General features: G+C 39.4%; 12 protein-coding genes and 4 tRNA genes. 4 read left to right on the top strand and 12 right to left on the bottom strand.

Annotated features, from left to right (window positions below):
- Positions 1-420 precede the first annotated feature (420 nt).
- From hemC to hemY, 4 genes are read left to right on the top strand one after another with little or no spacing between them, the layout of a single operon-like run.
- On the top strand, positions 421-1,362 hold the full coding sequence (hemC, locus tag JEP40_RS17030) for a hydroxymethylbilane synthase (RefSeq protein ID WP_198624520.1): 942 nt from the start codon (positions 421-423) through the stop codon (positions 1,360-1,362).
- The gene (gene hemD, locus JEP40_RS17025) at positions 1,359-2,096 is read left to right on the top strand and encodes a uroporphyrinogen-III synthase (RefSeq protein ID WP_198624519.1); all 738 of its coding nucleotides are present in this window, start codon (positions 1,359-1,361) and stop codon (positions 2,094-2,096) included. The genes hemC and hemD overlap by 4 nt, the downstream gene beginning before the upstream one ends.
- Before the next feature lie 20 nt (positions 2,097-2,116).
- Entirely contained in the window at positions 2,117-3,370 is a 1,254-nt protein-coding gene (gene hemX / locus JEP40_RS17020; RefSeq protein ID WP_198624518.1) for a uroporphyrinogen-III C-methyltransferase, read from the top strand.
- A gap of 4 nt (positions 3,371-3,374) precedes the next feature.
- Positions 3,375-4,595 (top strand): protoheme IX biogenesis protein HemY, encoded by a 1,221-nt coding sequence (hemY, locus tag JEP40_RS17015; RefSeq protein WP_198624517.1) that lies wholly within the window; start codon positions 3,375-3,377, stop codon positions 4,593-4,595.
- Positions 4,596-4,665: 70 nt separating this feature from the next.
- On the opposite strand, the gene JEP40_RS17010 is transcribed toward hemY, so the two are convergent.
- The 12 genes from JEP40_RS17010 to rfbA all read right to left on the bottom strand — a co-directional run bounded on the left by JEP40_RS17010 (position 4,666) and on the right by rfbA (position 13,724).
- Positions 4,666-4,983 (bottom strand): hypothetical protein, encoded by a 318-nt coding sequence (locus JEP40_RS17010; protein ID WP_198624516.1) that lies wholly within the window; start codon positions 4,981-4,983, stop codon positions 4,666-4,668.
- A gap of 940 nt (positions 4,984-5,923) precedes the next feature.
- A tRNA-Pro gene (locus JEP40_RS17005) sits at positions 5,924-6,000 on the bottom strand.
- 28 nt (positions 6,001-6,028) lie between these two features.
- Positions 6,029-6,115 (bottom strand) — tRNA-Leu (locus tag JEP40_RS17000).
- A 22-nt stretch (positions 6,116-6,137) separates the two neighbouring features.
- Positions 6,138-6,213, bottom strand: a tRNA-His gene (locus JEP40_RS16995).
- A 64-nt stretch (positions 6,214-6,277) separates the two neighbouring features.
- Positions 6,278-6,354, bottom strand: a tRNA-Arg gene (locus JEP40_RS16990).
- Positions 6,355-6,580: 226 nt separating this feature from the next.
- Positions 6,581-7,318 (bottom strand): lipopolysaccharide N-acetylmannosaminouronosyltransferase, encoded by a 738-nt coding sequence (wecG, locus tag JEP40_RS16985; protein WP_198624515.1) that lies wholly within the window; start codon positions 7,316-7,318, stop codon positions 6,581-6,583.
- Positions 7,318-8,682, bottom strand: coding sequence for an ECA oligosaccharide polymerase (wzyE, locus tag JEP40_RS16980; protein ID WP_198624514.1), 1,365 nt, complete (start codon positions 8,680-8,682; stop codon positions 7,318-7,320). Before wzyE ends, wecG begins: the two co-directional genes overlap by 1 nt.
- Entirely contained in the window at positions 8,679-9,764 is a 1,086-nt protein-coding gene (locus tag JEP40_RS16975; RefSeq protein WP_198624513.1) for a TDP-N-acetylfucosamine:lipid II N-acetylfucosaminyltransferase, read from the bottom strand. The genes wzyE and JEP40_RS16975 overlap by 4 nt, the downstream gene beginning before the upstream one ends.
- Entirely contained in the window at positions 9,761-11,017 is a 1,257-nt protein-coding gene (gene wzxE, locus JEP40_RS16970) for a lipid III flippase WzxE (protein ID WP_198624512.1), read from the bottom strand. The genes JEP40_RS16975 and wzxE overlap by 4 nt, the downstream gene beginning before the upstream one ends.
- Positions 11,018-11,019: 2 nt before the next feature.
- Positions 11,020-12,150 carry a dTDP-4-amino-4,6-dideoxygalactose transaminase gene (gene rffA / locus JEP40_RS16965; protein ID WP_198624511.1) on the bottom strand — a complete coding sequence of 377 codons (1,131 nt, stop codon included), beginning with the start codon at positions 12,148-12,150 and terminating at the stop codon, positions 11,020-11,022.
- 1 nt (position 12,151) lies between these two features.
- Positions 12,152-12,865 carry a dTDP-4-amino-4,6-dideoxy-D-galactose acyltransferase gene (gene rffC / locus JEP40_RS16960; protein ID WP_198624510.1) on the bottom strand — a complete coding sequence of 238 codons (714 nt, stop codon included), beginning with the start codon at positions 12,863-12,865 and terminating at the stop codon, positions 12,152-12,154.
- Complete coding sequence (rfbA, locus tag JEP40_RS16955; protein ID WP_198624509.1) at positions 12,843-13,724, bottom strand: glucose-1-phosphate thymidylyltransferase RfbA; 882 nt, start codon at positions 13,722-13,724, stop codon at positions 12,843-12,845. The genes rffC and rfbA overlap by 23 nt, the downstream gene beginning before the upstream one ends.
- Positions 13,725-13,739: the final 15 nt, after the last annotated feature.

Genomic DNA, 13,739 nt, shown 5'->3' with positions numbered 1-13,739 from the left:
CATTTTTGTTAAATTTTATCGTGTCTTTATATATTAAAAAGTAATTCTCCAAAAAACGCCATTTGGAATAATAGTTGTTTTATCAATGTGTTCAGATTAGGTGTTACATTTATTTTGTTTATCAACAAAGAAATGTTAATAGAAATAGATTAATGTTTTAATTTTGTAAATAACCATACTCTTTATATAGATATAAAAAGAATAAAACTCAGAAAATAGATAAATCCATCGCAATGGATCACTACTTTACTTATTTTTTATTTCCTTTTTCTTTTTTTCTTTTTCGATTAACCCTCTATTTCTTTCATTGTTATCACGACTCAAAGCGCCTTAACTGGAAAATTGAGCCTTAAAGTGTTAAAACAATGCCTTATTTCTAAACAAAAATATCGCTAATCGCTCGGAAGAGATAATACTATTATGTCAAAAAGTACCATCCGTATTGCTACCCGCCAAAGCCCTCTTGCCATGTGGCAGGCGCTTTATGTGAAAGAACAACTACAACTTGCTCATCCAGGTTTAGTCGTCGAATTAATACCGATGGTCACTAAAGGTGACATCATTTTAGATACACCTTTAGCTAAAGTGGGTGGTAAAGGACTCTTTGTAAAAGAATTAGAACTTGCTCTACTTGGATCACGCGCAGATATTGCCGTTCATTCTATGAAAGATGTTCCAATTGATTTTCCCGAAGGCCTAGGATTAGTGACAATATGTGAACGCGAAGATCCCCGAGATGCCTTTGTTTCTAACCATTATGATTCATTAGAGCAACTCCCATCAGGTAGCGTTGTAGGCACATCAAGTTTACGTCGCCAATGCCAATTAAAAGCACAACGCCCTGATCTGATTATTCGTGATTTACGAGGTAATGTAGGCACTCGCTTAGGTAAATTAGATAACGGCGATTACGATGCCATTATTCTTGCTGTTGCAGGCTTAAAGCGTCTTGGTTTGAATGAACGTATCCGTACACCATTATCTGCAGAGCAATCCTTACCCGCGGTTGGACAAGGTGCCGTTGGAATTGAATGTCGCTTAGATGACAATGATACTCGTCAGTTATTAGATGCTCTCAATCATTCTCGTACAGCAATTTGCGTTAAAGCAGAGCGCGCAATGAATACGCGCCTTGAAGGTGGTTGTCAGGTTCCAATTGGAAGTTATGCCATTTGGCAAGATGACAAAATTTGGTTACGGGCTCTAGTCGGTTCACCTGACGGCGAAACTATTTTACGTGGTGAGCGTTTAGTTTCCCCACAAGAAGCTGAAACCGCAGGTATTTCACTGGCTGAAGAGCTTTTAGATAAAGGCGCCAGAGCCATTCTAACGGCGGTATATCAAGGCAACGCACCCGCATGAGTATCCTAATCACTCGCCCTGATCCCGCAGGAAAAGAATTAACCCAGCGTTTAATTGATGCTGGAAAAATAGCATTTCATGCACCTTTAATAGAGATCACCGCAGGTCGTGAACTCCCTTTATTAGATGCTAAACTAAAAGGATTAAAGGCGGGTGATTGTGTTTTTTTACTTTCTAAAAATGCGGTGTCATACGCAAACTGGCAACTAAATCAATTACAACAATCATGGCCAGATACGCTATCCTATTATGGAATAGGTCAAAGCACAGCAAAGGATTTCCAACATTTAAGCGGTCTTTCTATTCACTATCCTGAGCAAGGAGAAACTAGCGAAGATCTTCTTGCGCTTCCTATACTTAATCAGGTGAAAAATAAACAGATCTTACTGCTTAGAGGTAACGGTGGTCGTGACTTACTCGCAACAACATTGCACCAACGAGGCGCAATGATTGATGAATGCGAATGTTACCAACGCCTATTTATTCATTATTCCCCTGACGCTTTTGCGCTTCAGTGGGAAAAAGCACAGGTTGATACACTTGTTGTCACTAGCGGTGAAATGTTACAACAACTCTTTGATCTGGTCGCTGATTCTAAGAAAGCATGGCTGTTAAACTGCCATTTATTTGTGGTGAGTGAACGATTAGCAACAATAGCAAAAACATTAGGGTGGGAAACCGTCACCGTTGCTGAAAGTGCCAATAATGATGCTTTATTTCATGCATTAATATAGAACCTAAATGAGACACCGATATGACGGAACAGAAAAATACGAATGATAATGACTTACTAAAAGATGCAGCTAAAGCTGATGAGAATGTCCGCTATCAGGAAGTCAAACCTGTGAATAACAAGCGCTCAGGCCTAATTGGAAGTGCTGTTGCTATCCTTGTTATTTTGGCTATCGGTGGTGGTCTCTACTATTACACCAATCAACAAGCATCAAAATTAAGCGCTGAAAATCAATCTCTTAAATCAGAACTTACTCAATTGCAGCAGCTACAAAATACCTATCAACAACGTTTTGATAATATTGATAGTTTGTTTAATTCACAAAAACAAACTATTGAGAAATTACAAAACGAGCGCCAAGCCACAGATAATCAAATTCAAGATCTACAAACTCGATTTGCGGCTATTTCCAGCGCGGATGTCAAAAGCTGGTTATTAGCACAAGCCGATTTTATGGTGAAAATGGCCGGTCGTAAGTTATGGAATGACCAAGATGTAGTGACCGCCGTTAGTTTACTAAAAGGTGCTGATAGTAGCTTAGCAGAAATGAACGATCCAAGTTTACTTGAAATTCGTCGTGCTATTAATGAAGATATCAGTAGTTTAGCCGCATTAACCAAGATTGATAATGACGGCACTATCTTACAAATAAATCAATTAGCTAATCAGGTTGATAATCTGCGTTTAGCAGATCTTGAGCGTAATGGCTCACCAATGGATAAAGATGACGAAACTATTTCAGGTTCGCTGTCAGATTGGAAACAAAACCTAAGTAAAAGCTGGAAAAGCTTTATGGATGACTTCATTACTATCCGTCGTCGAGATACTGAAGCCGTGCCTTTATTAGCACCCAACCAAGATATCTATTTACGTGAGAATATTCGTTCACGTTTATTAATTGCTTCCCAAGCTGTTCCTCGCCATCAGACTGAGATCTACCAGCAATCGCTTGAAGCAGTATCCACTTGGGTTCGTGCTTATTTTGATACCTCAGATCCAAGTACAACCGCATTTTTAGATACTGTCTCTGAATTAGAAAAACAACCTATCACGCTGACAATGCCTACTGAATTAAAAAGTCCTGTACTGTTAGAAAAACGTGTAGAAAGACAGATCCGTAATTTATTGACGCAAAATGAGTATACTCAACCGCAAGCGGTTGAAGCTCAAGATGCACAAGCAGTAGAAGCGGAACAGAGCACATCAGAAAGTGTACAAGATGCAGCTAGTGATAGTACAACGACTGATGTGCCAGTAACACAACAAGGAGAATAAGCTTATGTTAAAAATACTGCTCCTTTTTGTGGTGCTTATTGCGGGCATCATTTTTGGCCCAATATTGGCAGGACATCAAGGCTACGTACTTATACAAACGGATAATTGGGATATTGAAACCAGTGTGACCAGCCTCGTCATTATGTTTATTTTATTGCAATTGGCGCTGTTGCTGATTGGCTGGAGTTATCGCCGTTTTATTGGTACAGGTTCAAAAGCCTATAGTTGGTTTTCTTTCCGTAAACGTAATCGTGCTCGTAAACAAACGAGTATGGCGTTAATGAAATTGGCAGAAGGCGACTTTAAAGAAGTTGAAAAACTGATGAGTCGCAACGCAGACTACGCAGAACAACCAGTTGTAAACTACCTATTAGCGGCAGAAGCAGCACAACAGCGTGGTGATGAATTCCGAGTTCAGCAACATCTTGAACGCGCCGCCGAACTCGCAGATACCAATCAGCTCCCTGTTGATATCACACGAGTGCGTATTTTATTAGCACAAAATGAAAATCATGCGGCGCGTACTGGGGTTGATGAATTATTAAATCAGGCACCTCGTCATCCTGAGGTTTTACGTTTAGCTGAAACCGCTTATACACGAACTGCTGCTTGGCAAGCATTGCTTGATATCATTCCATCAATGCAAAAAATTGCATTACATACGGATGATGAATTAGAACAATTACGCCAAAAAGCCTACATTGGCATTATGGGACAAAAAATGTCCGAAAGTGGCTGTGATGGGTTAAAAAATTGGTGGAAAGCACAACCGCGTAAAGTACATCATGATAATGCATTACGTGTTGTTTTAGCTGAACATCTTATTGAGTGCAACGATCCTGTTACTGCTCAAACGATCATCTTAGAAGGGATCAAACGTCAGTATGATGAGCGATTGATCTTGCTGTTGCCACGTTTAAAAAATACAGACGCTAATGTGATTTTAAAAGTGCTAAATTCACTGATTAAGCAACATGGCCCGACACCATTACTCAACAGTACATTAGGTCAAATTGCCATGCAGCAAGGGCAATGGTCGCAAGCAGAAACAGCATTTCGTAATGCGTTAAAACAGCGTCCTGATGTTCATGACTTTGCATGGCTTGCTGATGCCTTAGATAAACAGAAAAAATCTGAGGAGTCGGCCAAAGTGCGTAAGGATGCTTTATTAATGACTCTTAAAAAAGATTCTGTCATTTTTGAAGAGCCTAAAAAAAGTAAATAAACTTATAGTAGATATCGTTTAATCGGCTATGTTAAAAACCCTCTTTTATTTGAGGGTTTTTTATTGGGATTTAAAAGCTATGTTGAAATAACAACACCACTTCTACACATAAAGTCAAAAATATATATCCCCATGCAATACGGTAAAAACGACTGGGTATTCCTTTCGAGTTTTCTTGATTAAACGACAAGTAATATTTTCTTGCTTGGTAAAACACCATGATATAAATCAGTGCGATCCCCTGACAAAGAAAAGCCACATACTTAGCCCATGATTTGCCACCAATAATCAGCATGATCAGTGGGATCAAAAAGAATAACAATGGACCAAACTTCTCTATAAGAAAAAGCCTTTCCTGTGCAAGGTATACTTTTTGTTTATTTATCATGATGCTGCTATCCCCCGTCTATCCTTGCGCTGGATGATAACGTGATAACGCGATGAACACAAAACGAATAGGCTATATGGCGTAGAAAAAGCATATAGAAAAAAACGCCTGTATAAAACTATACAGGCGCATAAATATACAATCAGGTCTACAGACGGATGGTGCCTCACTCAACGTTTCGTCCTGTTGATGATGAATGATGTTCATCGTTAACGTGGACGTAGGCACCGAATAATCGGCTCTGCATCATTCCTAGGTTTATGAAGTCAATGCTATCATAAGGAGTGGAATGAGCATCTACGATATAAATAATGCATTTAACGTGCCAATTTTTATTTTTTTGATAAAAAAATCCCCCGCTTTAAAAATATAAGATAACTTATTGAATTTTAGCTTCCCTTTTCTGTTTCACTCATTTTTTATGATAAAAAGCACGTTGCCTGTGCTTTCACACCGCTATTGCTAAATAGAAAAGAAAATATAAGGCCTAACATACGTCTCTTTTTCACGACAAGAAAAACATACAACCCATTTAAGATCAATAAATCAAGGAGTTAAGTGTCACCTATTGGCGACATTAAAAATGGCAAGTGTTGGCATTTGCCGACATAAAAAATAAAATCGTTATATTTCATATAATTAAATTATATTTTTTTATTAATTCATTTATTCTTTTTATGAGGATTAAAATAAGGTGATAAATTAAATTATTAATAAACCTTAAGTGATAAGACCAGATATCACTTATAAAGAGTGACGTTATTGTTCCTATTTGAGATCCGATTAATAATAAGCACCAGAAAAAGATAGCCAAAGCTAGAATTGGATATGGATATGGATATGGATATGGATATGGAAAAATAAATATACTAAGTTTAAATGTGAGATTATAAATCTGCAGATACGAAAAAGCCCCGATAAAATCGGGGCTTTCTCTTATTGGTCGGCGAGAGAGGATTCGAACCTCCGACCCACTGGTCCCAAACCAGTTGCGCTACCAGGCTGCGCTACTCGCCGTCTGAATTACTGCTCTTATCTTGTTTATTGGTGCGAAGGGGGGGACTTGAACCCCCACGTCCGTTAGGACACTAACACCTGAAGCTAGCGCGTCTACCAATTCCGCCACCCTCGCATAAACAATAAGTAAGATAAGATGGGGTGGCTAATGGGACTCGAACCCACGACAACTGGAATCACAATCCAGGGCTCTACCAACTGAGCTATAGCCACCATAACAGCTATCTTATTACTTCTTACAACAACGCTCTTCTCCGTAACTCTTAGCACGCTTTAATGGCGCGCCCGACAGGATTCGAACCTGAGACCTCTGCCTCCGGAGGGCAGCGCTCTATCCAGCTGAGCTACGGGCGCTTCACGCCGTTGCGGGAGAGGATAGTACGGATTTACGCACTGTCTGTCTAGTGCTTTTTGAAAAAAAAAGTTTGTTTGACGATAGTTTGTGCATTTCGTCGATAAATGGAGCGTTTTTACACGCTAAACGCCCCACTAGTATAATAATTAAACAATAAAGATGCTAGATGAAAACGTGAATAAATCATTTAGCTCACAAATCTAACAAACAAACGCTCAATGACCATCACAATTTATTGGAATAGTAGTATCCAACAAATTTTAGCAACTTAAATTGGCGCTTAATTCGGCTTGGTTGTGATAACAAACGATATAACCATTCTAAGCCAAGGTTCTGCCATGCTTTCGGTGCTCTCTTAACATGACCTGTAAATACGTCATAAGTCCCACCCACGCCCATATATAATGCATCAGGGTAAATCTCACGGCATGCACGAATGAATAGCTCTTGCTTAGGTGAACCCATAGCAATAGTTACTATCTTCGCACCAGAGGCCTTTATACGCTCAAATAACGCATCTCTATCTTGAGGTGTGAAGTAACCATTTTGACTTCCGACAATATTCACATTCCATTGTGCTTTTAGCTTACCTTCGGTTTGAGCTAAAATTTCGGGTTTGCCACCAACAAGAAAGACTGGCGTTCCCTCCTTACCAGCTCTTTCCATTAATGCTTCCCATAAATCTGCACCCGCAATACGAGAAACATTTGCATCTGGATACTTACGGCGAATACCGCGCACAACACTAATGCCATCTGCATAAAGATAATCTGCTTCGTTAAGTAATTCATTCAAAGCAGTATCGGTTTCTGCAGTTAGGATTTTTTCTGCATTTATGGCGATCAGAGATCCACTTTTTATTTGTGTTCCTTCATAAAGATAATCCAGAAAATGAGCCATATCGCGAAATCCCCAGATATCATGTCCACGGATTGAATACTTCGGAATTGAATTGGATCCCATTACTTTTCCTTTTTCTCTAAACGAGGTTCACTTTGTATTTGACGAGTCACGTAATTACGCACTAATCCCGCGCTTTCAAATAACCAATAAAGTAGTTTTGCAACAACTAAACATAAACCAAAAACTAAACAGAAGAACACAACACGAGAGACAAAGGAATCAACCCCTTCTCGCGCTAAAACAATCATATTAAAAATAGCCCCAAAGCAGAATGCTTGTAAAATAGCGGATTTATAACGATTGTTTTCATTAAGCCCTTGCTGATACAACCAATCAAACCATTTAATAATTAACCCCACCACCACTGCGCCTAATGGGATAAACACAACCCCCCCCATCACCACCAAAGAACCAATTAAGGTTGGTGAAATCGCAAGACCGGCATGGTAATCAAGGACTTCCCATGTAAAGTAGTTTGCTGAATTAAGTACAACATCAGGACGCTCAGGCCAAACCCATGAGGGAATAAAAACATAAAAATCACGAATAATTGGAGCAAGCCCTTGGAACTCAATCTTGTCATAATTATCAAGTAATAATGCTAAGTTTTCCCAAGGAGAGAACGTATCACGAGTTAGGTACAAGAAAGTATAGAAAGCCTCAGCCCCACTAACATCAAGCCCATAACGTTTTAATGCCAGCCAAAACATCCCGACAATACTCATCACACCCGCAGCAACCAGCATCCACAACGTTATCCAGCCACGAACAATGCCGATAAATAAAAACAGAGCAAAAGCGATAATGATATTCGCGCGAGTTCCACCCACTATGATATAAGTTAAAATTCCGAAACCAACCGTTGCACACAGGAAGAAAATCCAGCGTTGCTGTGTCGGTTTTAAGAAATAAACCACCAGCATGGCGGGAATAAAGAAGTAGAAAAAGCGCTTAAGCGCCACACCAGACACTTGGCTTGAAAAAATTTGACTATATGTTTTGAGCTTAAAGAGTAAAAAACCATTTTGTAGGAAGAAAATTCCCACCGTCACAAATGCAATTAATGCCAATAAGATCCAAGTAAGATTAGTTTCTACTCTATTCATCGTAAATAACGACCTAGAAGGGCCGCTAACGGGCTTTCTCAACCTAACCTTATAAGTAACATAATAAATAGCATAGAAGCTGGTAGAAGCTAATAATGCGTATAACAATGAATCAACCGGAACAACCGCGACATCAAATTGGAACACCAACATACAGGTCAGTGGAAAACCAAAATAGAATGTCAGCAAATAGAGCATTGAGAAAAAAACATTAAAATTAAAACGAACTCGACGAAACTCTTGATAAGTCAGTAATAAAATAAAACTTAGGGAGATAAAGTAAACGAGTGTTAAGCCACCCAGTTCCGCCAATGTCATTGGGGCTCTCCTGTACTTATCTCAATCAACTGTTTCCAACCTTCAGTAAAATTAGGCGCAAAAAAGGCAATATTTTGGCGATCTAGCATGAGTAATTGACGTTGAGCCTCTTCAATCAGTGCAACGTCTAATTTATCTCCTGAGAAAAAAACTGGAACATTCTGTTCTGTTAAATCTTGCCAAAATGGGTTTTGACGGCTAATAACAAAAGGGATCGCAAATTGGATAAGTAGGCAAAGCGTACCAATACCTTGTTGGCGATGAAAAATGAAATAGCCTAAATCACATGTTTTTAATAAGGTTAAATAATCATCAAATGCCAGTTTATCACGTAAAATTTCAACCTGATTATCAGGAAGTAACTGATTAACAGCGTGAGAGACCTCATCAATATATGCGTCATTATTATCAGGATATCCCATTGGGATAATCACTTTTGCACGCGTTCCATATTGTTCTGCTATCGATTGTAATGCTTCGATATGGCGATTTGACCTGTCCCCTGAGTTTCCGACAATAATAGTGATTTGCTGCGCATCAATAGATGACTTTTCTGTCACCGTCAGTGCGGGATCCATTCTTGTTGGAAAATAGAGCAAACTTGCTGGAATATTAACATTAAACTGCGCGAAGTAATTAAGATCACCTCGTGTACCAAACACTCGCCCTACCCGTTTTTGTGCCAACTTGCGGAGAAGATAAAACAGTCTAAATTTGAGTTGCTTAGAATCCTGATACAGATCAGCCCCCCAAATATGCCACCAAAACTGATGACGCTTAATTTTACCTGACAGTAATGCCAGCCAAATCGGGGCATTAAATTGGCCTAAAAAAAGAAACCGTTGGTGAGTATCGGCCTTTGCCAATGTAATCACTCTCTGCGCAACCTGCTTTTTATCCGCTAAACACTCAATGTCTAAAGCTGGGTAGCTTTCTTGCAGTGAAGTATCTTTACTGGCAACGATAAAACGAGGTTTATACGTTAATCCCGCCTCAGTGACGAGGTGGTCGTTAAAAAACCGTAACATTGTGTTGTTATGATGCACAATGTCTGAACCTAGTACGTAAATCAAAGTTGTCATTTGCGCCTGCAATAAATCACGAAAACAGAACTACAGAGAAGGAAGTAAATAATATACGTTGCCATATAGGCTTGAGTAGCACCAAGTGCGCCATGTTCAGGAATAAGCCAACGGGAAAATAGTGTTAGTAAAGCAAATTGACTTACTTCTGTAAGGATATAAAAACGTAGTGCCGCTTTTGCAATGACCAAATAGCCAAAGACATAGGCGCCTACTTTTAAAACATCACCGACAAGTTGCCATGCAAATAAATCACGCATAGCGACAAATTTATCTGAAAACAGTAACCAAATCGCAAAGTCACGCAATAACCACACCATAAAACTAGCAACGGCAACCGCAGGAAGTACAAACTTCAGCGATTTCACGATCTCTTTGGTAATGTCACTCTTTTGCGTTAATCGAGAGAGTGTTGGCAACAAATAAACAGAAAAAGAGGCGGTAATAAACTGCAAGTAAGCATCTGAAATGCTTGTTACACCTTGCCAAATACCAACATCATCCCAGCTATAGTGCTCAGCAAGTAGATTACGCATCATGATATAAGCGACTGGCAACGTAATCGATGTCAGTATCGCCATAATAGTAAATTTACCAAGATGGCTTGCAATTGCCTTATCCCAACGAGGTTTAAGCTCACTTAACGCAAACCGTTTACGTTTTAATACTATTACTGTAGCAGGAAATAAGATCAGCGCAGGGACTAATGCTAGCCCGATCAACGCACCGTGATAACCCGCAAATAAATAGCATAAATAATAAGCAACAACACCAATAATGCTACCCGCGATCACTGATAAGGCATTACCTGTGGCATCTCGATAACCTTTTAATATGGCCAGAAAATAGTTGCTATACGCTATCCCCATTTGAATAAAAGCAACGGCTCTTACAACATCCTGATATTGATGATAATCATCACCAAATAACACTTGGCTAATGGGGGCGGAAAAAAGAAGAAATAAAATAGCTAATAGTGTAGAAAACAACAAAATCATGGATGATGAAGTACCCAACACTTTTTTGCGTTGGATGTCATCATCTTGATATTGTGCAATTAATTTCGTCACACCATTAAAAATTCCCGCACCAGATAATACGCCAAGTACGGTAATTAATTGACGAAAGTTACCCGCTAATCCCACACCAGAAGGACCAAAGGAGACAGCGAGTAACTTGACGACAAGCAGACCAGCCCCGATTTTTATCAGGGTTGATCCCGCTGTCCAAATTGATGCTTTGGCTAATGACATAATTAAGCAAAGAAATCGCGAATATGGCCAATAACGGTTTGCTGTTCTTCTTCTGTCATATTGTAGAACATAGGTAAACGCACTAAACGCTCACTTTCTTGTGTAGTGAAAATATCTTCACCATCGAAACGACCAAATTTCATACCGGCTGGACTGGTATGCAATGACACATAGTGAAAGACAGTTAAAACATCGTGCGCTTTCATATAGTCATTAAACGCAGTACGTTGCTCAATATCGTTCAGTTTGATATAGAACATATGTGCATTGTGTTCTAATCCTTCAGGAACGATTGGAAGCGCTAATAAACCTTTCTCTGCTAATGGCGTCAATGCATCATAGTAAATTTGCCAAAACGCTAAGCGACGTTCATTAATCTTTTCGGCTTCTTCAAGCTGTGCCCATAAATAAGCCGCCTGTAAATCTGACATTAAGTAACTAGAACCAATATCACGCCAAGTGTATTTATCGACTTGCCCACGGAAAAATTGGCTACGATTAGTGCCTTTTTCACGGATAACTTCTGCGCGATTGATTAAATCAGGATCATTAATGAGCGTTGCACCACCTTCGCCACCTGATGAATAGTTTTTAGTTTCATGGAAGCTATAGCAACCAATATGACCAATAGTGCCTAATGCCTTACCTTTGTAAGTTGACATGACACCTTGCGCCGCATCTTCGATAACAAACAGATTATGTCTTTTCGCAATAGCCATAATCGTGTCCATTTCACACGCAACACCCGCATAATGAACAGGCACGATAGCACGAGTTTTGTCTGTAATTGCCACTTCAATTTTTGTTTCATCGATATTCATAGTATCTGGACGAATATCAACAAAAACAATGGTTGCTCCACGTAATACAAACGCATTAGAGGTCGAAACAAAGGTAAAGCTCGGCATAATGACTTCATCACCTGGCTTGATATCTAATAAGATAGCGGCCATTTCAAGCGATGCAGTACAAGATGGCGTTAACAGCGTTTTATGACAATGAAATTGTTCTTCTAACCACTTTTCACATTTTTTTGTGAAATTGCCATCACCACAGAGCTTGCCACTTTCCATGGCTTGTTTCATATATTCTAATTCGGTGCCGACAACGGGTGGTTTATTAAACGGAATCATATTATCCCCTGTATAACCAATAAGTGGTGCTCTCTATTAAGCCACCACTGTGTGTGTATAAACGCGAAGCTGCAATATTGCTGATTTGTGTTGCAACATATAGGGTTGAAATACCTTGCTGTTGACACCAAAGCTTCGCGACCGACATCAGTTGTTTACCAATGCCTTGTCCTGTTCTATTGGGCATTACCGCAAGTAACCCCACTCTTGCTTCACTTTCAGATAGACGACGTAAAGTGACAAAGCCACTCATGTTATTTTCAATATCATAAGTCAGTAAGCAGATATCATCGAACGTACCTAGTACCGCTTTTTTAACCCATAATGCATAAAAACGACTGCTATCGTCTTCTTGATACCAAGGTGCTCGAAAACGACTTTGTACAAAAGCCTCTGATGCAGTTTCCATCAGTAAATTAATATCAGCATCATTGGCCTTTCTAAAACATAATTCAGGCGCTTTCTTACAAGCATTTTCTATGCCAATTGGAAGTTTAAAATCAATTTCACCTTCCGCAAATTGAAAACCTAATTGACTGAGTTTATCGATGAGTGAAAGCTCATGAGATGCGACTTTAGCTTGAATCAGAGCAAATGCATCAAGCTGTTTATCTGTTAATACAGGCGCGTGAGCATCAAACTCAAGACGCCCCGTTTTGAGTGAGAAAAATTCACTTTCCCACTCAAGATAATTAATATTGGCGAGGACGGACATGTAATAAATCCAATAGATAGCGACCATAACCCGTTTTAGACAGTGATTTTGCACTCTCTCTTACTTGGTCATCATTGAGCCATCCATTACGCCAAGCAATCTCTTCAAGACACGCCACTTTAAATCCTTGGCGCTTTTCAACTGTTTGAACGAAAGTACTGGCTTCAATTAAACTGTCGTGAGTGCCGGTATCTAACCATGCAAAACCACGCCCTAACAGTTCAACATTAAGCTCGCCACACTCGAGATACATCTGATTAATAGAGGTAATTTCTAGTTCACCACGAATAGAAGGTTTTACTTTTTTAGCAAAATCAACCACACGGCTATCATAGAAGTAAAGCCCGGTTACTGCCCAATTAGATTTAGGTTGTTCCGGTTTTTCTTCAATCGACAATACTTTGAAATTATCGTCAAATTCAACAACACCAAATCGTTCAGGATCCATCACTTGATAACCAAAGACTGTCGCTCCTCGTTCGCGTTGAGCAACTTGTTTTAGTTTTGGACTAAATCCTTGACCAAAATAGATATTATCGCCTAACACTAAACAGCAATGATCATCACCAATAAATTCTTCGCCTAAAATAAACGCTTGAGCTAAACCATCTGGCGATGGTTGAATTTTATATTGAAGATGAACACCAAATGCAGAACCATCACCTAATAAACGTTGGAATGAGGTCATGTCATCAGGTGTTGTGATGATCAAAATATCTCGAATACCAGCAAGCATCAGAACTGAAAGCGGATAATAGATCATGGGCTTATCATAGATAGGCAACAACTGTTTCGATACCCCTTTGGTTATCGGATGTAGTCGTGTACCAGAGCCACCCGCTAAAATAATACCTTTCATCATTTATCCTTTTAC

This window comes from Proteus vulgaris (assembly GCF_016239305.1).
Taxonomy (GTDB): domain Bacteria; phylum Pseudomonadota; class Gammaproteobacteria; order Enterobacterales; family Enterobacteriaceae; genus Proteus; species Proteus vulgaris_C.
The sequence above is the reverse complement of the archived record's forward strand: the minus strand, read 5'-3'. Positions and strand labels throughout refer to the sequence as shown.

Bases quoted from the DNA above. Each gene is read 5' to 3' on its own strand.
- hemC (WP_198624520.1), top strand. From the start codon at position 421: ATGTCAAAAAGTACCATCCGTATTGCTACCCGCCAAAGCCCTCTTGCC.
- hemD (WP_198624519.1), top strand. From the start codon at position 1,359: ATGAGTATCCTAATCACTCGCCCTGATCCCGCAGGAAAAGAATTAACC.
- hemX (WP_198624518.1), top strand. From the start codon at position 2,117: ATGACGGAACAGAAAAATACGAATGATAATGACTTACTAAAAGATGCA.
- hemY (WP_198624517.1), top strand. From the start codon at position 3,375: ATGTTAAAAATACTGCTCCTTTTTGTGGTGCTTATTGCGGGCATCATT.
- JEP40_RS17010 (WP_198624516.1), bottom strand. From the start codon at position 4,983: ATGATAAATAAACAAAAAGTATACCTTGCACAGGAAAGGCTTTTTCTT.
- wecG (WP_198624515.1), bottom strand. From the start codon at position 7,318: ATGGGATCCAATTCAATTCCGAAGTATTCAATCCGTGGACATGATATC.
- wzyE (WP_198624514.1), bottom strand. From the start codon at position 8,682: ATGACATTGGCGGAACTGGGTGGCTTAACACTCGTTTACTTTATCTCC.
- JEP40_RS16975 (WP_198624513.1), bottom strand. From the start codon at position 9,764: ATGACAACTTTGATTTACGTACTAGGTTCAGACATTGTGCATCATAAC.
- wzxE (WP_198624512.1), bottom strand. From the start codon at position 11,017: ATGTCATTAGCCAAAGCATCAATTTGGACAGCGGGATCAACCCTGATA.
- rffA (WP_198624511.1), bottom strand. From the start codon at position 12,150: ATGATTCCGTTTAATAAACCACCCGTTGTCGGCACCGAATTAGAATAT.
- rffC (WP_198624510.1), bottom strand. From the start codon at position 12,865: ATGTCCGTCCTCGCCAATATTAATTATCTTGAGTGGGAAAGTGAATTT.
- rfbA (WP_198624509.1), bottom strand. From the start codon at position 13,724: ATGAAAGGTATTATTTTAGCGGGTGGCTCTGGTACACGACTACATCCG.